The sequence below is a fragment of the Pelorhabdus sp. sgz311001 genome (assembly GCF_055901755.1).
Map to the genome: position 1 here is coordinate 158,151 of NZ_JBVXUT010000002.1, position 25,163 is coordinate 183,313.

The window sequence follows — 25,163 nt, forward strand, 5'->3', positions numbered from 1 at the left end:
TATTTATCTACCATATCACACGAAACAACTTTACACAATAGGCAAATCCCTAAATTAAGCTAAACTGCTTTCTCCATCCTCGGCTTCTTTCGTTCTGCTCTTCGCGGCTTTATAAATCACGCCAAGCATAATAAACCATACTGGCGTCACAAACAGAGCAACGCGTGTTTCTTCATTTAATGCCAAGGTGACTAATACAAAGGCAAAGAAAGCTAAAATAATATAATTAATCACAGGGTACAGTGGCATTTTAAATTTATTTTTTGCCGCAAGCTCTGGTCGCGTTTTACGATATTTCAAATGACAGATCGTGATCATCGCCCAGATAAAAATGAAGCAGAACGTCGAAATACTGGTAATCAAGACAAAGACGCTTTCTGGCATAATATATTGCAGAATCACGGCTAATAGTATAACGAAAGCCGAAAAGAGCGTAGCATTCGCCGGTACTTGATTGGAGGTTAATTTTTTCATCGATTCTGGTGCATTACTTTCTCGTGCCAAAGCATAAACCATGCGGCTCGTACTAAAGATACCGCTATTGCAAGCCGATGCCGCCGAAGTTAACACAACAAAATTAACAATCGTTGCTGCCGCGGTAATCCCGATCGCCGAGAAAACCTGCACGAAAGGACTTTTTGCCGGACTGAGCGCCGTCCAGGGATAAATACTCATAATGACAAAGAGAGCGCCAAAGTAAAATACAATAATTCTGAGCGGAATATGATTAATGGCCTTCGGAATGACCTTTTCGGGGTTTTCCGTTTCCCCTGCAGTCAAACCAACTAATTCAATGCCCGTAAACGCAAATACCACCATTTGGAAAGACAGAATGAACCCGCTGATTCCATTAGGAACCCAGCCGCCATAGCTCCACAGATTAGCAAAGCTTGACGGGCCAGCGTCAGTCGCAAACCCTTTGATAACCATAAACGAACCAATTACAATAAGTGCTAAAATCGCCACAACTTTAATCAAAGCAAACCAAAATTCCATTTCACCAAAATGCTTTACCGCCGTCAAATTCATAATCAGTAGCACAACTAAAATCATGAGACTGGGAACCCATTGCGCGATATTGGGAAACCAATACTGAATATACAGCCCCGCGGCCGTCACATCGGCCATCGCCAAGGAAATCCAACAAAACCAGTACGTCCAACCCGTAATAAAGGCAGCGCCGTTACCCATATAGTCGCGGACAAAATCCACAAACGAATGATATTTGCTGTTAGACAGTAGCAATTCGCCTAGCGCCCGCATTACAAAAAAACAGATCGTGCCTGTAATCATATAGGCAAATAAAATCGATGGCCCCGCTAAGTGAATCGAACGACCTGAGCCGAGAAACAAGCCTGTTCCAATCGCCCCGCCAATGGCCAGCAGCTGAACATGACGATTTTTCAGCCCCCGTGATAAAGTTTGTTCTTCTGACATATGTATCCCGCCTTCCCTTCTGTTACTACGTGCCAAATACCAGCCTCGAGAAAAACAGAAAGAGGCCAAATTATAAAAATTTGGCCTCAAAATAAAACAGCAAGAAAATAGCTTTGTCTGCTCTGTCCTTTTACCTGAGAGATTCACTGATTTAGTATCAGCTTGCTCCTTCGGTGCTCAATTGAGGCTCTCCAGAGGTTCGTCCAGTAACGGTTCTTTTGCCTGAAAGCATAACATCTTCGGCGGATTATTGCTAATCTCTCTCCCGTTACCTTCATACGAAGTTCGGTATTCACTTTGATAGTACAGTTACATACTTTAGCACTCTTCATAGAAATTGTCAACCTTAAACAAACATTTTTCTTTTCTGTGCGTATATGAGCTACAATAAATCCTTAGCGTTAGCCAATAGCTTACTGTCCCAGCCAATATCTTTGATCGCTACTTTAGCGAACAGGCTCCAGAAAGCCTTCCTCTAAACACACGGCAACTGCTAAAGTTTTCACCTTGTCGGCAAACTTAATATCGAGACTCACCGCATTGAGCGCCGTAATCTGGCCCTCACCGAACCGGGCATGTCTGACCCTAGCCCCTACCTTCAGCCCCTCGCGCTTACGAATGGCGGTAGGCGATAAAACTTTTGCTGGCTGAGTTGGCACTAGCCGCGTGCTTGCAAAGGGACTTCTCACTGGCTGACGCTTCGGCTGCAACGCTTGCGGCGATGGCGCCTTGGGCGGCGTTACCATATGGCGTATGGCCATAACAAACTGCGACTCACTGACTTTTTCCTGATCCCGCTTCTCATAAGTGATCAATTGAAGTTGGTGCCTAGCTCGCGTCATAGCTACATAAAAGAGACGAACCGCCTCGGCCATAGCAGCTGGCTTTCCTTGCTGTTTCTCCATTACATCGCTGGCGGCAGGAATAATTCCCTCAATTAAATCAATCATATAGACCTTGTCAAACTCCATTCCTTTCGCGCTATGAAAGGTCGACAGAGTCACTTGATGATCTTTTTTCTGTCTCGCCTGCTTAGTCACAGTTTCTAGATGTTTCAAGCGGTTGGCAAAGGCTTCGACACTATCAAGTCCTGATGCAATCTCCTCGAGTGTGTTTAAAATGCCCAAGAGATATTCCTTGCGAAACCCCAGTCGGTCACACATTCGATCTAAGGCCTTGTCGTAACCAAGCTGATGGCGAATTGCCGCAATGGCTGCCAGAGGCTTTTTTTCTTTTAAAGAAATAATTACGTCCCGGCAACTTTCAATAAGCGGCCACTGATAGTCCTGCAGCGGCACATGACGGAGTAAATTCTGAAATACCGACTCGTGATTTCCCAATTCTTTTACGGCTTCCAGCTGCTGCTTCGTAATATAGCCGTTCATCTTCGCAAAGATCTTTTCAAAAATATCAATTCGTTTATCAGAGTAACTGAGTCGCATAAAGTTTAAAATATCAGCCACGACCCAGTGAGAGAAAAAGCGCTTGTCCTCATCTTGCATGGCAAAAGAAAGACCGGCTCGCTCCAATTCATTCACAAGGATAATCGCCGATGAGCTATTGCGATATAAAATAGCAATACTGTCTTTCGCGACCGCCTGTCGAATCGCCTCAATCAAATACTTAGCCTGCTGTTTATAATCACTGAGACAACGAATGTCAATGGGCGCCCCATAAGGATTTTCCGTAAACATCTGCTTCGGATACCGCTGGGCATTACGCTGAATAAACCGATTGGCGGCAATCACTATATTGCGGGAAGAACGATAATTTTGCTCCATATACAACAGCTGCGCCGCTGGATAAACCTCGCGAAAGTGCAGTAAATAATCCGGTTCAGCGCCGCGCCAACTATAAATCGACTGATCATCGTCAGCGACCACGCAAAGATTGCCATGAGCTTTGACGAGCTTTTCCAGGATAAAATGCTGTACCAGCGACGTATCCTGGCTTTCGTCTGTTAAAATATAGTCATAATACTGTTGGTATCTTTTCAGCAAGTCCGCTTCGGAGTTCAGAGCCTTATAAGCATAGAGCAGCATATCATCATAATCAAGTAACAGTGTCTCGCCCGCTGTCTTAAAGGCTTCATAAGCTTCTAAAATTTTTGCCGCCCCTTTCACGCTGCAATCCACTTCCGCCCACTTTTCCCGGGGAATAAGCTTGTTCTTGATAAAACTAATATAGGTGGTCAGCTCATCCATCTGATCTTCCGTCATCGTTTCCTTCGTAAGGCTTTTAAAAATATCCCGTAAAATCTGCCCCTTATTCAGCTCCGCTTGTCCTTCAATCAACTGATACGTCACCTGGCGCTGACGAAAATAGTCTCGCACAATCCGAAAGGCCAGACTGTGTATCGTCGAAAACTCAATAGACTCCAATTGCGGAAATAAAGCTTGAAACCGCCCGTTCATTTCTGCCGCAGCAGCCCGACTAAAGGTGACCGCTTTAATCCGCCGCGAAGCAACGCCTTGTACAGCAATCAAATAGCCTATTTTCGCAATGAGCGTTGTTGTTTTTCCCGAGCCTGGCGATGCGAGCAGCAGCAGCGCGCCTTGATTATGCAACACTGCGTCACGCTGTACTTGGTTAAGCACTACACCACGTTTCTCCAATTGTTCCCAAAAACTTTGTTCTGTAACCATCATGTAAAAACCCTTTCTCATCGCCCAGTGCAACAGATGGTACTAGCATCGCTGCGAAATCGTCTTTTTATTATATAATAGACCCTGCTAGTCGCGAGTGATATAATAAATCTGATTTAGCTCTGATAGAAAATCGTAAGTAATAATTATAATAACAAAAATACGGACTAAAGGAAAATCGGTCTATGGAAAATACAACCTTTCTGGAATTAATCCGGCAAAATCCCTATACACTCACCTCGATCAAGAATCCCACTGATGAAATGAAGCTGCTTGCTGTCAAAAGAAACGGCCTCATGCTAAAACATATTAAAAATCCAACCAGCGAAATGGAACAAACCGCACTGGAAAACAACAGCCGCGCTATCGAATTCATTGAAACTCCCACTGAAGCAATGATGCAAAAAGCCATTACAGCCAGTTGGACCAACTTGGAATATCTGAACAATCCCCCGGAAAAAATCATCGAACAGGCCATCAACCAATCCGGCTGGGCTATTAAATATATCAAAAATCCTAGCGAAGCATTGCAACTATTGGCAGTAAACAAAAATTATGATGCGATCAAATTTCTGAAAGAACCGACTAAACAAGTCCAACTGGCAGCAATAACGCATAGCTACGAAGCGCTGCGCTATATCAAAGCTCCTACACCGGATGCCGAGCGCCTGGCAGTGAGTCAAAATGAACGAGCCATTCAATTAATCAATGATCTAACGAAGCCCAAAATTCTAAAATTTCTCGCGATGAATTTTCTCGTCATTAAATATGTTATGAAGGAAATCTCTGTAGAAGAATTACGGCAAGTCCTACAAACCCAGCTTGCCAAACCAGATATTGCTGAAAAGTATGTACGCGATTTTTTAACTTATACCACCATTGACAAGCTAAGCCCCATTATGGCTATCGACCGACTCCTACTGATTGATCAGTACGGCAGTTGCACCGCGAAACGAATTGCTGTCGATGAACAGCTCAAGTTACTTTAGGAGGAACCCCCGTGAATTTTATTGATACCTTAACAAGCGCTGATTTAGTGCTCGCCACCGAAGCCGTCCCCCTCATTGTCGGCGAAAGCGGCATTGGCAAAACCGATTTAGCAAAAGAACTAGCCCGTCAAAAAAACTGGAGTCTCATTACCATTGACGCCAACCTCTTAAAAGAAGGCGAAATTGGCGGCTTGCCTACCGTAAAAGACAATACAACGGTCTATGCCGTGCATCATAAACTTAAAGAATTAGAAGAAGCTGCTGCGCAAGGGAAAACCGTGCTGTTATTTATTGATGAAATCAATCGCTGTGAACATGCGGTGCAGCAGGAACTAATGAATTTGATCTTAAACCGGGAAATTAACGGCTTCACCTTGCCGCTAACCGTAAAGATCCTGGCAGCCATGAATCCCTCGGGGAAATACGGCGCCGATTATGACTACCAGGTCGTCGATATGGATACCGCCCAGGAAAACCGCTTCGTTTGGCTCTACATGGAACCAGATTACCACCAGTGGCTCGCTTGGGCGACAGAAGCTGGTCTGGAAGCCAAAGTCATCGAATTTATTGCGACCTTTCCGGAGTACCTCCATAAAAATAACGAAGCCGATCTACAGGCCACGCCGCGCAGTTATGAACGAATTTCGCATATTTATAAAATTTATCAAGAAAAAACCGATGCGATTTCCCGCTCCGTCTTTCTCAATGTAATTCGCGGCAATGTGGGCCGCCTTATTGCCGAAGAATTTGTCAGCTTTGTCGAGTCAAACTATGCGCCGCTCTTGACTTATGAAGACATCTTTGCGGGCACAGCTTTATCAGAGGCTACCCGCCAGAAAATTAAAGCTGAAAGCCATACAAGGCTCTATCTCGCGGCAAAAAACATCCTAAAACACCTAGAAACAACTATCACGCAGGAGCCAACGACAGCCACGGAGCTAGTAAGCCGTCTAATTGACTTTTTACAAGCCTGCCCAGCCGACTTAATGATTGGACTCATGAAAGATATGAAACAAAATTATGAGAAAACCTACGCAGCAGCCCTTGCTGACGATGCTTTCGTCGAAGCTTATTTTGCAACTTACCGCTCAAGCAGGTGATCACGATGAATACTCCCTTTGGACAACACCAGCAAACACTCTATGACGAAGCCAAGGAAATCATCTCTCAATTTCTCCGTTCCAGCAAACAAAATACTTCGCGTAAAGTTCCGATTCCCGCCGCCTTTAAGGAAAGCTTTTTTCAACTAATCGATCAAGTGAATCTCGGCCTTATGGCCGATCAAGATAATTTCTATGGCTATTTTTTATTTCAAATGTCACGAGACCTCCGGTTTGACATGACTAGCCCCACTGGCGTCAATTTTCAAGCGCCGCGCTATGTCTTATATTTTAATCCCGTCATTTTTCTAACACTTACGGAAAAACAAATGGAGAGCACGATCAAACACGAAATCCTTCATGTTCTGTCACTCCACTTGTTACGCGCTAGAAATCTTACGAGTCAATATGGCACACTCGCCACAAATATTGCTATGGATATTGTCGTGAATACCTATCTTGATTATCTGCCGCCTTATGCGACAACATTAGCCTCAGTCAATGCCTACTATAATTTGAAGCTGCTGCCCTTTGAAACCTTTGAATACTACGCCGAAAAAATTCAGGCTGCTATTGACTTACTAGCGACTGACGAAAAAGGCGCCGTCGATGACAGCCGCCTTGATGAGGCTGTAGAAACAAAGTACGAACCGCAGCGAACCCATGATCTTTGGCAAGAATCCAGCGAGATTGACGCGAAAACCTTCTTAGAGTTTACCGAAAAATTGGCGCTTCAAGCTCAAAAAGGCACGCCTCCTGCTTATATTCTCAGTATGCTAGAGGCTCTCGCCGCCCGTAAAGGCGAACTTCCCTGGAACTTGTACCTCAAGCAGTGCTTGGGAACGATTGCCAGTACGAGACAGAAAACGACGTCCCGCCGCAACCGCCGCCAGCCAAACCGCCTAGACTTACGCGGCGAACTACGTAGTTACAAAGCCAAAATCGCCGTAGCCCTTGATATAAGCGGCAGTATTAGCGACGAAGAATTTCAGCAAGCCATGAAAGAAGTCTTTGCCATTGTAAAAAACTACAAGCATGAAATTACCTTGGTAGAATGCGATGATGAAATTCGCCGCGTCTACCCGGTAAAAACAGCCAAAGATCTTAAGGAACGGTTAAAAATCCGTGGCGCCACTCGCTTTACCCCGGTGTTTGATTATGCTAACCAGCATAAAATCAACTTACTCATCTATTTCACCGACGGCCAAGGCGAAACATCACTACAGACTCAGCCCCAAAGCTATAAAACTTTATGGATTCTATCTGGTAACAGTAAAGGCCTTTCCCTGAAAACAGCCTATGGCGCCGTAAAGCAACTTAAACCAGTCGAAAATAAGGATACAACCGTCGATCCTAATGATGTGGCTTTTCGCGACGGCTACTCCATGAATTCTCAGGAAAAAAATCATATATGAACAATGCCAAAAGCAAAACTTCTGACACACAACTTTTAAGGGACGAACCTGCTAATCGCAAGTTCGCCCCTTCTTTGTATACCTATTTTTCTGCAATACTTTTATAGTTTTTTATTATTAACTGTAAGCCCTTAATCAACTGCAGCCAGGCTCACGCCAATACAGCTCACTGCATACAAGCTAGACGCCCCTCATTGAGAGATAGCATCATCACCAAATACAACGGTATAGCCAACTATCCGATCCAGATTATCTTCCATCTTTTCTAACCAGACCACCGGACCATCATCGTCATCGTCATTTAGATTACTATTGACAGTTACTCTTCCGCTGTTATTACTTGCCGTAACAACACCATCTCCTTCGGAAGAGAAGCCAACCAAACCGCCTACATTCCTCTCGCCAGTTACATTCCCGCTGTTATTACTTTGCTGGATATTACCATAATTCCAGCCAACTAAGCCGCCTACATACCTCTTGCCAGTCACATTCCCGCTATTATTACTTCCGCCAATATTGCCCCAATTCTCGCCAGCCAGGCCGCCCACATAATTTTCCCCATTCACGCTCCCTTTATTATCGCTCCTGCTAATATTATTTTTCTCCCAATTATCACCAACTATTCCACCTACATGAGTAGCGCCACTCACATTTGCGCTGTTATAACTTGCACTGATATTGCCATGATTCTCGCCGACTAGACCACCTACACCAGTCTCCCCTTTCACACTCCCGCTGTTATAGCTGCCATTGATATTGCCACCATTCTCGCCGACTAGACCACCTACCCTATCACCACCGTTTACACTCCCGCTGTAATAGCTTGCATTGATATTGCCACCATTCTCGCCGACTAGACCACCTACCGTCATATAACCACTTACGCGCCCGCCGTTCACGCCGACATGGTACAGCGTCCCTAGGTTCGTCCTAGCGATAACCCCAACGCCAGAGGCATAATCTTCCCCTGTTACCATGGCATTATTTACTACCAAGTTGCTCACAGTAGCGGAGTCCTCAATCAAGCCAAAAAGAGCGCTACCATAATGCCTTGTAGCCGAAATTGTCAAATTCGAAATAGTATGACCCAGCCCTTCCAAGACACCATTAAATCTCTGTTGTACGACGCCGCCTCTGCCGCTATCATTTATATCTGTACCCAACGCATAATAGCCGATTGAACCAATATCTCGTAACGTATTAACGACTGTATACCGATTCCCATTTATCGTAAGATTGGGATTCGCGCCACTCAGAGTCAGCGAAGCATTATTAAAGGTTAAATTTCCGCTACCTTTCTCACTCTTCCCCGTTCCTGTTGTATCATTCGTAATCAAGTTCACGCCAGCATTCGCCCCTGACGCCGTTATACTAGCATTTACATTTATACTTCGATAAGCATCCAGCGTTAATCTTCCGCCGTTTCCGCTCCAACTAATCGCTGAATTGACGTTGATATCGCCATTCCCGTTTGGATTCGCACTACCGCCTAGCGCTGTGCCAATCCCTGTCGCCCCAGCGCTTGCTGTCTGGGTCTGCACTTTCACATTCCCGCCGCTATTTAAAGCGCTACTAATCGCATTAGCGCCGCTCGCATCAATCGTCATGTCATAAGGATCTAACAGCCAGCTACCGCCTTGTCCTTGCCTGCCCCCTGCTACCAAGACCTTCCCGCCGGAAATATCAAGTTTCTCTCCTGATGTTTCTACCACACCGCCGTTACCGCTGCCTTGCCCCACCACGCTGATCGTTCCTCCCGCGATGGCTTTCTTACCAATCAGGCTGACGCTGCCCCCATTTCCTTCTCTTAAAGCGTCAGCGCGAATCAGACTCGTTTCTTTTGCGGTTACTCCTTCTGCCTGCCAATTGCCAATAACGGCGCTACCACCGCCAGCCTGACCGCTTACATCCACTACCGACTCATTTTCCAGTCGAATCGTACTGCCTTCCAGCGTTATCTTACCGCCTGTTTCGCTCGTTTTCTCGCCTATAGCTGCAATGGTGCCGCTATTTATCACTTCATCACTGGAAAAATAGATCGTTCCTTGCTTTTCACTTACACTTTTCGCTCGTACCACACCGCTGTTATTCACTACCGTATGTAGCAGCGCATCCTTCGTTCCCGCGCTCATGACGACCAAGCCGCCATCCGCTGTAATCGTACCGCGATTCGTAACCTTGGCGTCAGCCGCCTTTGTATCCACTGTTAAACTAATAAGATCATCGCCGCTAAAAGACAAGCTCACTTGACCGCCTGCGCCAAGACCTACCACTTTCGCTGCGATCAATCCTTCATTTCCTACTGTCGAACCAAGAAGCATTGCCTCTTTTTGAGCTTGGATCATTCCTTCATTCACAACACTGGCGCTAGTACTGCCAAATCCTAAATTGTTTTGTTTGCTAAACACATACTTTCCACTCAAAAAATCCTGATCACTAATGGCTAATGTGGATGCTACGAGACCGCCTACATTTACTTGGGAACCAGGGCGAAAATAGATGCCGTTAGGATTGACAAGAAAAACCTTGCCATTGGCGCTTAAGCTGCCATAGATGCTCGATGCCTCGCTCCCTACAATCCGATTTAAAGCGACTGACGCCAGCGACGGCTGGACAAATCGCACGGTCTCTCCCTTACCAATATTAAAACTCTGCCAATTCACAACAGTTTTGCTGCTTTGCTGATTCACTGTCATCACTGGGCCTTGGTTCACAATCTGGACGGTGCCGCTCGCTATAATTGCACCGCTCGGATTAGCATGGGCCGATACACTAAACCACAGTAAGCTCCCAGCCACGACCGGCGCTGCCAGCCTAGCACATTTTTGCCATTTCCGTTTCCACTTTCTTGACACGATCTATTCCCCCATTCATTTAATCGACAAAATTCCCTTTAATATTTTCCAGTATACAACAAAAAGACAGCAGCCCACTAGGGGTTATCCTGCTGCCTTTAAGGGGTTATCCTGCTTTCTTCATTAATAGCCGATCCGGAATAAACGAGAAAAAAGACTTTACAAGCCCTGAATCAGCTGCAGCCACAGCCGTCCTGATTTATCCGTATCATTTTGCGCTTTGTGACTGCCGACTTTCCAGGCATAATCAAGGCGCATCCTAAACTCACCGACTTTATTCCATTCCACGCCAATCCCTGCCCCGCTTAGAGTCATTTTATTTTCGCCAGCGCCACTCCAGGAATTTTTATTCACAGTAACAGTGCCGTAATCATAAAAAACCACTAAGCTGACTTGACTCCTCGTCTGACTCCAGCCAGGCACACGCCAATAGAGCTCACTGCGTACCAGATAGCCTTCATCACCGCCGCTTTCGCCCTGCGGATAAGCTCGTACGCCTGTTGCTCCGCCTAAGTATAGTTTTTCACTGGAATCAAGATTTTTTCCAGCTAACTGTCCTGTAACGCTAATCTTAGCTGTAAGCCCCTCGTTAAGCCACTGAGTCCGCTCTAGCTGCAGCATTTCCTTCCGATAGAAACCGCTGCTATGATTATAGAGCGCATCACTTTGCTGTGTCACCCCATCTTCTATGCCTAAATGGCCTTGCACATAATTCAAGCTATACTGCGTAACGCCACCGCCCTGCCAAACGTCGCGACTACTGCCATAAAGCCCCAGAGTCATAGCCCGGCTTTTTTTGCGCGAGTCACTGCTTGCCGCTCCTACGATATCTTCTAAACGTTTTTGTTCATAGCCAAGCGACAAATTCAGCTCTTGATCGCGCTGTCGTACCAAAGGATAAGCAAAGGTGATACTGTCTGTAACCGCTTTCCCGCTCGCGCCAAGTTCCTGATAGCTGTCGCCAAGCGAATAATGCATTTGACTGCGATTCACGGTGACAGTCCAGCCGCTCGGCGCCACTAGTTGCCGATAGCCGATATGATAATCATGGATTTTACTGCTGCTTGTCAGCATTCCGCCAAAGCTAAAAGCTTCGCCTTGTCCCAACGAATTGACGAATTGGCCGTCAAAACCAAACCGACTTTTGCCGCTGTAACGACTGCCCCAGTTATCGCTGTAGAGGCTGCCAGAGAAATTCTTCTCGTTCTTAACGGTAAGAACAAGGTCGGCGGAACCGCCTTCTTTGCCGGGACGCAAAGCCCCTTTAACTTCAATTCCAGCCAATTCATTGGCTAGGCGCAGCGCCCGTTCGAGCGACGTGGTTTCAATGACTTCCCCTTTTTTCTGTGTAAAGAACAGCGAATGCAGTCGCTCTGGGCTGATTTTCGAACTGCTTTCGATGACAATCTCGCCATATACACCTGGTACAATCTGCAGCATCACAACGCCATCACGGACGGCCTGCGGCGGCACATAGGCAAACGCTACAGGATAGCCAGCTTCTTGCAAGACTTGCGTAATTTTCTGGGCTAACTGCTGCATACTTTGGAAAGTCGCTTGTTTCCCCTGCTGAGCTGCCACGAGAGGCTCTACGATAGGACGCATCGCCGGCAATAGCCCTGGCAATTCAATATTTTGGACCTGAAAAGATGGCCCTGCTTGGATTTGCGCCCCAGGCTGCTCGACGCTTGGCGTTTTACTCTTATCAAGTAGATTGTCTGGCATTTTTTGCGCTGGAAAAGCTTCTTTCGGCGGCGCTGTATTTTGCAGTGTGGAGCCAGCGTCAATCGTCGGCAATGGCGCTGCTAAGCCGCTGGTCAAAGGAAAGAGGCCGAAAAAAGCGGCCAAAGATAATGCGACTGGATACTTACATTGTTTCAAAACAATCACCTCAGCTATTATAGTACATACTGTTTCTGCTACGTGAGATCAGCCTAACCTTCTATGCTACTAAAGGGAATGTCAGAATAATTGTCCGTTAATAACTCGCCGAATAGCGGCAAAATCGAGCAATAAACTTCGCAATGATGCTTTTTCCGAAACGCCTCCAAATAGGCAAAGCTCGCAAAAGTATCCCGACAATTTTAATATGGGAAAACCGAAATAATACTTTCTTTCCTGTCAGGCCAAAATCATGACTGAAAATAAGTTTCTCTTCTTTTAAAACTTGAATGCAACGCATAATAACTTTGGCGTCAGATTCCTCTTAGAATACAAAATTTTACTGTTCACTAGTTAGTGTACAGTAAAGAAAAGCAGCTTTCTAGGGGTTATCCTGTTGACTTTCTCTAAAACCGCACTGAGAGACTGGATTTTTCAAAAATATCTGAAATAAGGCATCACACTACCGCTGCCTTATTTGCTATTCTTCTCGCAAATTTCAAGGGCTGCCCCCAGCCATTGGCTTTTCGGGAGCAGCCGCTCAGATAATCTCATTATAAAACAACAAATCTTGTGCCAAAATACCCTAACAATAAACAGGAGGTTTCTCCTTATCTAAAGGACAGTTTTTTTCCAGCTTCGCGGAAAAGCAAAATTTTCTTTGTTACTTAATAAGCCAAAAATCAATATCACTAGCAGCTTCGCTTTGAAAGTCCTGCAGAAGCTTTTCGAGACGCTGCAGCAGGTGTTTGCATTTATCGTTACTGCCAATCCGTATAACAGCATAAGAATTCCCCGCCTGGATCGGACTCGTCCGGTAGTTCTGTTCAGCTAGATTCTTACTTTGTTCTAAACAAGTTAACAGGTCTGTTGGTGAACCAATATTTTTTAATGTCAACGGCGTCATACTTACTTTATTACCAAATTGATCTGCAACCGCTGCTTCAGCTTGGCTGGAAAACTGCTCTATCGCCGCTAAACCAAGAGCTGCCTCGCTAGGTTTCGCTTTAATGGGCTGACCAATCTCCTGTTGATATTTCTGCCGATAATCAAGGGGTTTTACGCCAAACCACTTTTTAAAAATCCGGTTAAAAGACTTGCCGTCAGAAAAACCGCATTGATTGACAATAGCCAGAATCGTACAGTCTGTCTCTAGCAGCAGCCTTTCTGCCTTGGCGACCCGCACATAACCTAAAATATCTTGAAAGCTGGCAGCGCCAACCTCTCGAAACAAATGGGAAATATACGACTTGGAATAATACTCTTGCTGCGCAATATCGTGCAACAGATTTTTATCAAAGTATTTTTCATAAATATAGCCCATAATGCGATAATACATATCGTGTTTTTCCGGGCTGACTTCACCACGGCGATTGTAGTAATGCTCAAGCGAATATTCACGGACAAGCAGCTCGACCAGTTGGAAGGACAGCTCTTTATAGGCCCCCTTCTCCAGCAAAGCGCCCAGTAACTGTAAAAGTAGCTGACGCAGCTGTACGGTCTGTCCTTTATACTGAACAAGATCGAAAGATTCACAAGCAAACAATACATAATGAATCTGAGGAAACAAGGCGCGGTAATAGGCAAGGTTGATATGAAACACCGCCACCAGATTTTCACTGGCGTCATGGCGCCAGATTTTATGGGAGTCTTCTTGATTGACGACCACATAGTCTCCGGCTTTTAATGTGAAATATTCAAAGCTCGCCTTCACATTCACCACGCCTTGCAATACAAGAATAATCTCGATCGCCCCGTCATGGCAATGAAGCGGATATTCTTCAATCTGGTATACCTCAAATGCAATGGGCGATTGTTCGTCAAACGGAATGATTTCTCGATACATCGTCTCTTACTCCTCTAATCCAGCCTCAAAGTAGGCGGCGCTTGGCGAAATCCCCGCGTGACAACCGCCAGATACAAAAGACCCAGTCCCAGCCAGGCAATTCCTAACAGTTTCGCCTGAGATCCCAAATAAAACAGAAAATAGATACACAAGAAAGCGCCGCTTAAGGGGCATAGCAAATATCGGATCGTATGATAGCCGGATCGCTGTTTGCCGCGCCAGTAGAAATGAACAATAACCGCTATATTCACCATGGCAAAACCAAACAAAGCACCAAAGCTAATCATCGCCATCATATCCACCAAGTTATCGATCCAAATCGCGCCAAATAGCGTCAGGAAGGTAATACATAAAGTGTTATAGACAGGCGTTTGCCAACGGGGATGAATATAGGCAAAAATAGGACGCGGTAAAGCACCGTCACGGCCCATCCCCAAAAGAATCCGCGACGCTGCCGCCTGAGCTGAGATACCGCAAGTCAGGCTGGCTAAATTGCCGATCCAAAAATAGAGCGACTCCATATAATTGGCCTGTAGCTGCCTAGCCACCTCCATAAAGCCGGTATTTTCATCAACGATTTCCTGCCAGGCAAGCGGCCAGGCAATTTGACAAAAATAAGACTCTACCATAAAAAAAGCGCCAGAAACCAAACAAACTGCAATTAAGGCTCGTCCTACCGTTTTTTCGGGCTGAATCGTCTCTTCCGCCAAGGCAGTGACAGCATCAAACCCCAAAAATGCCAGTGTCAAAGTTCCCACCGCCGCAAGAAAGCTCTTTGTCTCAAAGGCGGGCGGATTATATAGAGCTTGGGCTGAAAAAAAGGTTCCGGCACCGCCGCCTGCCAAGATCAGCTTCGCCACCACACCAAGAAACAACAAAGAAAATCCTGCCTGCAACAAGACTGTCCAGATATCAACAGTGACCGTAAGCTCAATGCCGGCTATATTAATGAAGCAAATAATGACGGCGCTAATCACCATCCAGGCCCACACAGGCAGCAGCGGGCAGGCATGATTAAAAAACAGACCTAAAAGAAAAATGCAAAGGAGCGGCATAAACACATAGTCAAGTAGCATGACCCAGCCCGTAATAAACCCCATAGAGGGATTGAGCGATTTTTGCACATAAGTGTAAGCCGAACCGGCCATAGGATAGACTGACGCGAAGGCTGCATAGCTGAACGCGGTCAGCAATATCACTACGGTAGCGGCTATATAGGCCAGTGTCATCATGCCATGACTTAAGGCCGCCAGCGCGCCAAACTGTGTAAATACGGCAATCGGCGCCAAATAAGAAAGCCCGAAAAAAATAAGCTGCCTGCCGCTGAGTACTCGCTTCAAGGTAATATTGTTATCAGGTAAACCCATCTTGCAACCTCCGACATAATTTCCTTACTTATGGGTTCCAGCCAGAAGCCTGATACTGGGTTTCCCCGTTACTTACTGTCTCCACAACTTGTATCGAATGAATCTGATTCTCTGGGATCGTAAAAATATCCTTTGCTAAAATGACGAGATCGGCGCGCTTGCCAACCTCTAAAGAACCGGTAACTTCCTCAAGTCCCAGCGCTTTGGCGCCGTTAATCGTAGCCATGGCCACAGCTTGCTGGCGCGTCAGTTTCTGCCTGGAATTATGACGCAGCCTACTATTGGTCGCTCCTGGCGCATTTCGCGTCACCGCAATTTCAATGCCCCATAGGGGAGCAGGTTTTTCGCTGATTTCGCCGTCAGTAGCCATACAAGTCAACACGCCTGCCGCTGCTAAGACCTGCGCCGGAAACATGTTTTGGACCCGCTTTGCACCAAGGAGCGGCGCAAAAATTTCTTCATAATAAAAGGGTTCTTTATAATGCCAATAGGAATTGAGGGAGGCAACAATATTGCGCTGAGCCATACGTGTAGCATCTTCCTGCCTGACTAAGAGCAAATGGGTCAGCGTGTGGTGCAAATTTTTATCGCCATAGCGACTGCACGCGGCATCGAAACCGTCAAGACATACTTTGACCGCCCGATCTCCCATAGCGTGAATATGAACCGGAATATTTTCGCGGTGCATCACTGCAATGAAGCGCTTTAGTTGTTCCTCTGTAGCATTTTTATATAAACAACCGATATTCGCCGAGTTATCTGGCTCATCGGCGTAAGGCTCCATCAAATACATGCCTTTTTGAATCGCGTCAGCAAAGAGTTTCACTGAAAAAAACTGAAATTCCGCCACAGCACCATAGTGCTTTTGAGCATTGCGAAATTCTTCGACTGTTTGCTCCGGGTCAACCACATTTCCGAGCAGCGACACACGCCAGAGCAGCTGCTTGCGCCCTAACCGCAGCAGATCATAGACTGCAACAACATGAGGCGATTGGTTAGGCGATTTGAGTAAAATATCTTGAAGCAGTGTAACGCCATAGGAACTCATTTCACCGATAAAAGCCTGCATTCCGTGATCGGCTTGCCGTTGCTGCGCGGCTATCGATAGGGATGGTAAATACGCGTCCACATACTGACAAGCTCCTTCGCGCATAACTCCCCAGGGCTGATCGGAATACAAGGAAAAATCAGTACCGTGATACCAGCCAGTCAAGGTCGCCGGAATCCGGTTAATCTGATCGCTGCCCCTGTTTTCCGTAATCTCTCCGGCGATATCAAATCCCTGTCCGCGGGCCAACTCAATCGCTACGCTGTTATACCAAGCACAATGATAATCATTCGAGTAGAGCTTCACTGGCTTATGTTCCAGCAAAGTTCCCCGTAATGCTTCATCTAAGAGAAAACGACTTGGTCCGAGCTGACTTGTGGCCACGCCATAGACAGCGCCATTATATTCTTGAAATACGGCTTGCTCCCAACCAAAGCCAGTGATAACCTCGTCTTGGACTTTCGCCGTATCATTGGCAAAAGTGCGGATCAGCTCGATATATTGCGGAACGGTTTTTACGTCGGCTAAATAAAGGCTCGTAAACTTCGCTGCCGACTCCGCCGCATGCGTATGATTGTCGACAAAGCCTGGCAATACAACTTTGCCCGCCAGATCGGTCACAACCGTAACTTCCGTACAAAGTTCGGTAGCAGCGTCATGACTCCCCACAAACAGAATCTTGCCGTCTGTGCCGATCACTAAAGCTTGCGCCACTGACCAATCAGAATCTACTGTATAAACCAAGCCATTTTTCAGCAAACGTGCTGCCTCAGCCACATTCTCTCCGCCTTCTCGTTTTATGTTACATTTATCCAATTTAATTATAACATAAGGAAAAAGGGACTATCTTCTCAAATATCGAAGATAGTCCCTTCCTATCATAAAACAACTTGCAGTTTATCGTTACCTTAAATTTTAAATTTCCGAATCGATTGCTGCAACTCTTCCGCCATTTTTGCTAAATGTTGGCTAGCCGAAGCAATTTCTTCGACAGATGCCGATTGTTCTTCTGTAGCCGCTGAAATCGTCTGCGTCTGCTCAGCAGCTCGTTTGCTTTCCTGGTCAATTTCTTGCACGGCATTGACTACATCTTGCGTACCACTCGTAATGCTGTCAATCGAACCAGATATTTCACGAATTTGCTGCGTCATCTCCCGAACCATTGTCAATATCTCGCCAAAGCTATTTCCAGCTGTCGAAACAACTTGCGATCCTGACTCAACCTCTTTCTTGCCATCTTGCATAAAAGTTACGGCACTATCGGTTTTCGCCTGCACTTCATCAATGAGTTCCGTAATCTGTTTTGCTGCATCTTGAGACTGCTCGGCTAGTTTACGCACCTCTTCGGCAACGACGGCAAAGCCCTTGCCTGCTTCGCCGGCTCGCGCTGCTTCAATGGCTGCATTAAGAGCTAGCAAATTCGTCTGGCTGGAAATATTCGAAATTACATCAACAATCTGGCCAATTTGTTTTGATTTGTCTTCCAAATCACCAATCACGGCTGCCGTATCATTTGTCTTTTGTTCAATCACTGCCATTTGGGCTACGGCTTGTTGAATCGCAGCCTCCCCTTGGTTAGCTGTACTAGCCGTTTTTTCAGCAGACGTTGAAACCGTTCCCGTATTCGCAGCAACTTGACGAATGGCTGTCAATATATTCTGCACTACTTGATTCGAGCGCCTGACTAAGTGGAGTTGGTTTTCCGTCCCCTGCGCCACTTCTGTGACCGAGCCTGCTACCTGATTGGATGCCTGGGCTGATTGTTCGGCGCTAGCTGTCAGTTCTTCCGAAGAAGCCGCTAACTGCTCTGAAGTATTCGATAAATGTTTAATTAAATTTTTAATGTTATTTTTCATATCATTCACAGCGCGGGCTAACGCGCCAAATTCACTTTTATCAAGCAAACTTTCCGTCCGAGCTTCGTGCGTAAAGTCGCCTTGAGCCAAAATATCGACGAAACGGACTACTGCATTCAGCCGCTCTACAATCCGCTTCGTAATAAGCCAGCCAAGCAAAATTCCAAGTACAATCGCCGCTAAGGTCACACTTAGAAATAAGGTGTTAGCAAAAGCAAAGTTTCGTTTATTTTGCTGATTCATGGACTCGGCTTTCTTTTTCATCTCTTGGGACAAGTTGCGTAATTCGTTGGTAAACTCTTCAGACAAAGCCTTGCCTTCTTTACTGAATAGCGCATAAGCTTCTGCATTCTTATTTTGCATAGCCAAATCAATCACCTTGCTTCTTACTGTACGAAACTTGGCCAAGTCCTCGCGAATTTCTTTCAGTTTTGCCTTTGACTCATTATCTAAAGGAATCTGTTCGTATTTTGTTAAATTTTCGTCAAAGGCTTTTGCCCTAGTAGTAATGTCATCAAGTAACGCTTGATTTTCTTTGACGTCAGTAGTAAGCATCAACGCATACGTATCTGCTTCAATTTTTCTGGCATGAGTCCGACTATCATTTAGCAGTTCAATAGCCACTAAATTTTCATTATATAAGGTAACTAATGAATCATTGGTCTTACTAAGAAAATAGTAGCCTGTCCCCCCTACACACAAAACTGCCATAAGCAAAATCGCAATTAAGAGCCCTAATTTTTTGGCAACTTTTAAATTATTTAGCCATGACATCGTAATGACCTCCCTTTGTGATAAAACTCTCCCGTAACGCTTTCCCTAGATAGCTCTTCAGTCTATCTTTCTCTCTATTAGATCCGGCTATTGGCAAATCCATTCAGCTGCTGTGCCAAACTTGTCATCGCTTCGACGCTAGCTGTTACTTCTTCAATTGCAGCCTGCTGCTCAACAGTTGATAAGGTTTCATCGCCCATGGAAATCGTTGCAGGACCGCTAAGTTAATCCCATCTGTCAATGTAAGATCTGCAACATTGTCCCCATTTTTGTTCTGTTCCACAATCATTCCTCCTAATCTAAATAAAATTTACTTTCAATAAAAACAAAAAATACGCTTTGCAAAAAATGCAAGCGTACATTAAACATCTACCCATATGGTGAACTGCCTAACTTACTCAAAAAAACACAAAAGCTGGACTCTATTCATTTCATAAACTGCTTTAATAACAGATGTACTCTATCTGCACTGCATCTCCTTAAAAATAAAAATCTTTAAAAGACACAGCTAGCAAACTAGGTATTCATGTTATCGAGAAAAGCAGACCATTGCTGGCTTGATAATGGCGATAAAATGATAAGCTTGTCGGTCTCCTTATCAAAAAAAATAAAAGGTTCCCCTTCTTCTAACTCAGCGTGGAAATACTTATGTAGCAACTCGCCTAATGCCATTTCTGCCTGTATCATAAATATTTTTTCAATCACATCAGACTCTTGCGAATCCGCTTGGATAAAACTTCGTAAAAAGGGACTCAACAGTCCTGAGATCATAATGGTAATAAACTGTTCCTCTAAAATCGCCACAGAAATTTGCTCGGGTCCATAGCGATTCTGCTTACGAAAATAACCAGATATGAAGGCTACAATTTCTTGTTCCAATGAGGCCTGTCCCGAATTAAAGTTTTTAAAAATCGGCTTTGCAAAAAAGTTCACAAAAAAACTATAAATCATGTTTTTATGATACCGTGGCGAAAAAATATGACAATACCCAATAGGACAAGCATAATCAAGCACTTTACGCGGCACAATGGTTGTCCTAACTAAGTTCAGGATGATGGAATAATATTCGTGATAAATATGTTTTTTACCATATTGGAATACAGCTTCCTGCTCCCAGCCAGTCAAATTACTCGCTAAAAAACCGATTTCTACATTTTTTCGTAATGCAATAAAAGGGTTTGACGCAATGTTGGGAAATTGAAAATGTTGACCGATTTCATAAATGATTGACTTGTGGTAATTTGACAAATTTTTCAACGTTTCTTCATAAGCGGAAGAATTGAGGATCCTCACTGCTTTCACCTAACTCTCTACTCAAAATCCTACAAAACTCGCCTATTAGGATTTGGCAGTAAAATTAATCATTCGCTAAAATAGGTTAAAAACCTTTATTTTTCTTATAAAACAAAGCAGGACTATCTTGCTAATTTAAAAGACAGCCCTACTTTTTACTTTGCTACTTTGATAAATAAAAGCGTTTATCCTGAATAATTATAAGGGGTAAAGCAAACCGTATCGTCGTGAACATAAAGCGTCAAGTTCTGCAAAGCGTCAATAAAATGTCGACGTGACTGACTTATGACCACATAGACCCCACCATAAATAGCATCATACACATGAATTTTCCCTGGCGAAAGAGCTGACAACAGACGCTCTAACTCTTGGATTCGATCTTTTATTTCCTTAATTTCCTCAGTAAGCTGCCGATGTTTCTTATACAAATTTTCATACATATCGCGTTTTTCTTGCGGTAAACTCTGCAGATTCTGCTTAATAAAATAAAGCAAAGCCCGTTCTAATTCCTGATAAATTGCGTCATTACGTTTCAGGACAAGACGCAGACGACGAAGCTCTTCACTGCAAACAGGGTTCCCTGAAATCTCTAAATTGGTCGGAATGTTCGCCGCATTTCCCGCCGTAGTAACTCGAATTTCCTGGCCTGCTGATAGGCGTCCGCCAACAACTAAACCGCGCTTTCCTTCAACAATAATCGATACCCCAGCAAAAAGTTGACTATTCATCACAGCGTTTCGTACGAGAATTGTTTGATTCGCGTAGACGATGGCGTTCTCAATAAAGTTAGCTTCCACCCATTCGCGAACCTTAACCACCGTATACTCCATTCCCTGAATCCCTTTATGCACAACAAGACGCTTAGCATCCACATTCCCACCGCACACACTGCCATAAATCTCCACATCACCAGTAGCCTTGATCGAAAACCCGCACTGGAGCGAGCCATGCACAATCACGCTGCCAACAAAGTCAATGTTGCCTGTGGAATAATCCACATCTTCAGCAATTTCCAAAATCGGCAAAACTTGAATCCGTCCATTTCGAATGTGAAGCTGACCATCAATAGAGGCGATTAAGTGGAAATCGTCTCTAAGCTCCGTATTTTTGCCTGGATGTAGCACAATATTTTTACCTGGTTTAGCTGGAATTGGCATTCCCCAGATGTCCACGCCATCAATCCCTGGTTCAGCAGGAATTTTTTCGATAAGAAGGTCATCCTTATATACATTCAAAAAGCGGCGGATATTTTTCATATCACAACTGCCGTCCGCACACTGCACAGGCTTGCCTTGACTTTCTAGGTCAACATGATAAACAAGCTTCGCATCAGCGCCCTTTTGCGGCTCAATTCCCATGGCACAGGAAAATTGCGTACCAGGCTTCGCCGTTAGCGCAGCTAACAAAGCGGCTTCACGAATGCCGAATATGATGTTTGCTTCAATTAAACTACTAAAAAGATCACTGAAAGTAATACCACTATCCGATAAAAGTTCGTTAATTTCCACGACGGCCTCTAAGCGATCCCGGCGAATCCGTACAGAAAAAGCTTTGCTAAGATCTTTTTTTTCTTGTAAAACCTGCAGATTGATTGGCTCTTGAATTTGATTTTGTACTATCGCTCTTACAAATTTTTCTTCGATATAATCTATTTCAAGCTGTCTAATTTCCGATAAAATCTGTTCTATCACGGTAGATGTCATGGCCATAGTACCAATGGCATCAGAAGAAATCTTCAGAAATAGTCCAGCTTCGTTTCTAAATATTTCACAAGACTGGTCCGCATATAAAACAGATTGATTCACTTCCATAAAACTCCCCTTCAAAAAATCCATTTCTATCGACTCGTTGTATTTGCGAGACTATTATATTTTAAATTGTTCCACATTTTTCAGTAGTGCGTTAGTCCTATCTGTTAAATTCTGCGAAGCGGCACTTACTTCCTCTAGCGCAGCTTCTTGTTTTTCTACTAGATTTAAGGTTTCTTCCGAAGCAGCGACAACTGGAAACAATCAATCACAAGTTTTGCCACATAAATCACATTAGTTATGATATTTGACAAATTTTAAACGATATGGTTAGATTTCTCATTCAGTTGTCCCATTGCATCATCAGATTCGACGAAACTTTAACGTAAATCCCCACTGGCAGTAGCTTCATTTAAAGTATAGTAACTCGCAAAATGATTTTAAGATATGGCAAAACCTGACACATAAATAAAATAATGTCAGGTTTTGACTAGGGGAAAGTATTTTTTTACGCTAGATTAGCCAATTCATCGATAATGGCTTTAGCAAACAAAGCACTAGATTGCGGATTCTGTCCGGTAATCAAATTCCCATCAACAACAACATGAGCCTGCCAAGCTCCGTTTCTAACATAGGTTCCGCCAAGTTCTTTTAGCTTATCTTCTAGCAAGAAAGGCACTATATGATCTAATTGCACCGTTCTTTCTTCTTCATTCGTAAAGCCAGTAACCTTTTTGCCAGCAATAAGCGACTGACCATTATCAAGTACCGCACTAACCAGTGCAGCAGGGCCATGACATACGGCGCCAATAATTTTATTAGAGTTATGAAATTTATTTAATAAGGCGGCAAGTTTTGCATCTACAGCCAAATCGAACATGGGACCATGACCACCTGGCAATATCAGAGCATCGAAAGTGTCTGCTGACATGGATGCTAGTGTCTCAGACGAATCCAACACTTTCATGGCTGACTGCCAAGACACGGGGATTTCTTCAGCAAGACTATTGGGATCTAAGGGGATTTTTCCGCCCTTAGGACTCGCAACAACGACAGAATATCCTGCATTCAAAAACTCAATATAGGGTACGGCAAATTCCTCTAGCCACAATCCGGTAGGATGATTTTCATCTATAGCATGCACATTCGTAACAACCATCAAAATTTTTTTACTTGCTGCCATAATAAGCGCCCCCAAATAACAATTATCGGTTAACATGATTTATTATATAATTAATTATTGCTTTTGTCAAATTATTACTTCTTCTTGAGGATCGTTTTCTGTCGATCTAGTAAACAATGACTGTATATACTAAAAATAAATCAGGGCCTGCCCAATTAACACTAACCTGGCAGACCCTGTAATACGATTCACTGATAACATAAATGACGAATCATTTGCTGAAGCTGCTTATCAATTAACCAGCTTGCTTATTTGCTTTTTCGGCACGCGTCGGCCAACATTCTAATTCACCTAAACCTTCAATGCTGTCAGAATAAAAAACGGGATTTTGCCCCGCTTTTTTCTGCGCCCGATAATCTTCTAAAGCCGCAAAAGCAATTTTTCCCAGCCACAAAATAGCCAGCATATTAATAATCGCCATAAAGGCCATAAACAGATCGGCCATATCCCAGACTATTGCCACTTTAGCAACCGAACCAAAAAATACCATAGCTACAACGGCTGCCCGAAAGAGCATAATATTGGTTTTACTTTTTTTAATAAACTCCAAGTTTGTTTCGCCGTAATAGTAATTGCTGACAATAGAGCTAAAAGCAAAAAGCAATACAATGATAGCTACAAAATCATAGGCCCATTTGCCCACGTGGACACTCAGCGCCGCCTGAGTCATCTCAATGCCGCTTAGGCCGCTGTTTAAATCAATGCCTGATAGCAAAACAATAAAAGCTGTAGAACTACAAACTAAAAAGGTATCAACAAATACGCCCAGCGCCTGGATCAAGCCCTGCTTTACTGGATGAGTGACATGAGCTGCTGCTGCCGCATTCGGTACACTGCCCATCCCAGCTTCATTAGAGAAAAGACCGCGCTTAATCCCCATCATCATCGCCGCGCCAACCCCGCCGCCAACAACGGCCTTAACACCAAAAGCGCATTGAAAAATGAGTAGCAACACATCAGGAAGCATGGTGATATTTTTCACAATGACATATAAAGCTAGTAAAATATACCCACCGGCTTTAAAAGGAACCATCCATTCTACCATGGCCGCAATTCTTTCGACACCGCCAAAAATAACGATCCCTACCATCAGCGCTAAAATAGCCCCCATTGTCGTACGATCTAAACCGTAGGCGCTTTTCATAGCAACTGTAATACTATTGGCGTGAACAGAGTTAAAGACGAGGCCAAAGCTCAAAGTAATAAAGATAGCAAAGACTATGCCCATCCAGCGATGCTGCAGACCTTTTTCCATATAATAGGCCGGACCGCCGCGATATCCTTTCGGGTCTTTAATTTTATAAATTTGAGCCAAAGTGCTTTCAATAAACCCGCTTGCCGCTCCAATCAAAGCAATAAGCCACATCCAGAACACCGCACCAGGCCCCCCTAGCGCAACAGCCATGGCAATACCTGCAAGGTTTCCCGTTCCAACGCGGGAAGCTGTACTAATACAAAAAGCCTGGAAGGAAGATACTCCCTTTCCTTTCCCGCCTTTACCAACCCCTTCACCGAGTAAACGAATCATTTCACCTAGTAATCGAATCTGAACAAACTTAGTGCGAACGGTAAAATAAAGCCCGCCACCAATTAATAAAACAATCAACACATAAGACCACAGTACATCATTTAGTAGGGTAACTGTTTTCACCAAAAAATCTTCTAACAAAACGGCACCTCTTTTCCTAAAAATCAACTTTTTTAGTTTATCACATTTTGCTAAACT

General features: G+C 44.5%; 16 protein-coding genes and 2 riboswitches. Of the genes, 3 read left to right on the forward strand and 13 right to left on the reverse strand.

The genetic code is table 11. The features are described from left to right. Positions 1 to 54: 54 nt before the first annotated feature. Both AC0MXB_RS06805 and AC0MXB_RS06810 read right to left on the reverse strand, forming a co-directional pair. On the reverse strand, positions 55 to 1,437 hold the full coding sequence (locus AC0MXB_RS06805; protein ID WP_474038895.1) for an amino acid permease: 1,383 nt from the start codon (positions 1,435 to 1,437) through the stop codon (positions 55 to 57). A 120-nt stretch (positions 1,438 to 1,557) separates the two neighbouring features. Continuing rightward, positions 1,558 to 1,634, reverse strand: a riboswitch (glycine riboswitch). A 3-nt stretch (positions 1,635 to 1,637) separates the two neighbouring features. Continuing rightward, positions 1,638 to 1,715, reverse strand: a riboswitch (glycine riboswitch). Positions 1,716 to 1,883: 168 nt separating this feature from the next. After that, on the reverse strand, positions 1,884 to 4,085 hold the full coding sequence (locus AC0MXB_RS06810; protein ID WP_474038896.1) for an ATP-dependent helicase: 2,202 nt from the start codon (positions 4,083 to 4,085) through the stop codon (positions 1,884 to 1,886). A gap of 182 nt (positions 4,086 to 4,267) precedes the next feature. Between AC0MXB_RS06810 and AC0MXB_RS06815 the strand changes: the two genes are divergently transcribed. From AC0MXB_RS06815 to AC0MXB_RS06825, 3 genes are read left to right on the forward strand one after another with little or no spacing between them, the layout of a single operon-like run. Continuing rightward, positions 4,268 to 5,071, forward strand: coding sequence for a hypothetical protein (locus AC0MXB_RS06815; RefSeq protein ID WP_474038897.1), 804 nt, complete (start codon positions 4,268 to 4,270; stop codon positions 5,069 to 5,071). An 11-nt stretch (positions 5,072 to 5,082) separates the two neighbouring features. Next, positions 5,083 to 6,171, forward strand: a complete 1,089-nt coding sequence (locus AC0MXB_RS06820) for an AAA family ATPase (protein WP_474038898.1) — start codon at positions 5,083 to 5,085, stop codon at positions 6,169 to 6,171. 5 nt (positions 6,172 to 6,176) lie between these two features. Next, positions 6,177 to 7,586, forward strand: coding sequence for a vWA domain-containing protein (locus AC0MXB_RS06825; protein WP_474038899.1), 1,410 nt, complete (start codon positions 6,177 to 6,179; stop codon positions 7,584 to 7,586). A 191-nt stretch (positions 7,587 to 7,777) separates the two neighbouring features. On the opposite strand, the gene AC0MXB_RS06830 is transcribed toward AC0MXB_RS06825, so the two are convergent. The 11 genes from AC0MXB_RS06830 to AC0MXB_RS06880 form a co-directional block, all read right to left on the reverse strand. After that, positions 7,778 to 10,441 carry a two-partner secretion domain-containing protein gene (locus tag AC0MXB_RS06830; RefSeq protein WP_474038900.1) on the reverse strand — a complete coding sequence of 888 codons (2,664 nt, stop codon included), beginning with the start codon at positions 10,439 to 10,441 and terminating at the stop codon, positions 7,778 to 7,780. Between the two features lie 159 nt (positions 10,442 to 10,600). Continuing rightward, on the reverse strand, positions 10,601 to 12,322 hold the full coding sequence (locus tag AC0MXB_RS06835) for a ShlB/FhaC/HecB family hemolysin secretion/activation protein (protein ID WP_474038901.1): 1,722 nt from the start codon (positions 12,320 to 12,322) through the stop codon (positions 10,601 to 10,603). 664 nt (positions 12,323 to 12,986) lie between these two features. Then, positions 12,987 to 14,168: an AraC family transcriptional regulator gene (locus AC0MXB_RS06840; protein ID WP_474038902.1), complete on the reverse strand. Its 1,182-nt coding sequence runs from the start codon at positions 14,166 to 14,168 to the stop codon at positions 12,987 to 12,989. A 14-nt stretch (positions 14,169 to 14,182) separates the two neighbouring features. Continuing rightward, positions 14,183 to 15,535, reverse strand: coding sequence for an APC family permease (locus AC0MXB_RS06845; protein ID WP_474038903.1), 1,353 nt, complete (start codon positions 15,533 to 15,535; stop codon positions 14,183 to 14,185). Between the two features lie 28 nt (positions 15,536 to 15,563). After that, positions 15,564 to 17,360 carry an amidohydrolase gene (locus AC0MXB_RS06850; RefSeq protein ID WP_474038904.1) on the reverse strand — a complete coding sequence of 599 codons (1,797 nt, stop codon included), beginning with the start codon at positions 17,358 to 17,360 and terminating at the stop codon, positions 15,564 to 15,566. A 131-nt stretch (positions 17,361 to 17,491) separates the two neighbouring features. Next, positions 17,492 to 19,213: a methyl-accepting chemotaxis protein gene (locus tag AC0MXB_RS06855; protein ID WP_474038905.1), complete on the reverse strand. Its 1,722-nt coding sequence runs from the start codon at positions 19,211 to 19,213 to the stop codon at positions 17,492 to 17,494. Between the two features lie 77 nt (positions 19,214 to 19,290). Further along, positions 19,291 to 19,413 carry a hypothetical protein gene (locus AC0MXB_RS06860; protein WP_474038906.1) on the reverse strand — a complete coding sequence of 41 codons (123 nt, stop codon included), beginning with the start codon at positions 19,411 to 19,413 and terminating at the stop codon, positions 19,291 to 19,293. 316 nt (positions 19,414 to 19,729) lie between these two features. Continuing rightward, entirely contained in the window at positions 19,730 to 20,515 is a 786-nt protein-coding gene (locus tag AC0MXB_RS06865; RefSeq protein WP_474038907.1) for a hypothetical protein, read from the reverse strand. A 176-nt stretch (positions 20,516 to 20,691) separates the two neighbouring features. After that, entirely contained in the window at positions 20,692 to 22,317 is a 1,626-nt protein-coding gene (locus AC0MXB_RS06870) for a DUF342 domain-containing protein (RefSeq protein WP_474038908.1), read from the reverse strand. 445 nt (positions 22,318 to 22,762) lie between these two features. After that, positions 22,763 to 23,437, reverse strand: a complete 675-nt coding sequence (locus AC0MXB_RS06875) for a type 1 glutamine amidotransferase domain-containing protein (RefSeq protein ID WP_474038909.1) — start codon at positions 23,435 to 23,437, stop codon at positions 22,763 to 22,765. A 235-nt stretch (positions 23,438 to 23,672) separates the two neighbouring features. Then, a complete protein-coding gene (locus tag AC0MXB_RS06880) occupies positions 23,673 to 25,106 on the reverse strand; it encodes an alanine/glycine:cation symporter family protein (protein ID WP_474038910.1) in 1,434 nt (477 codons plus the stop codon). Positions 25,107 to 25,163: the final 57 nt, after the last annotated feature.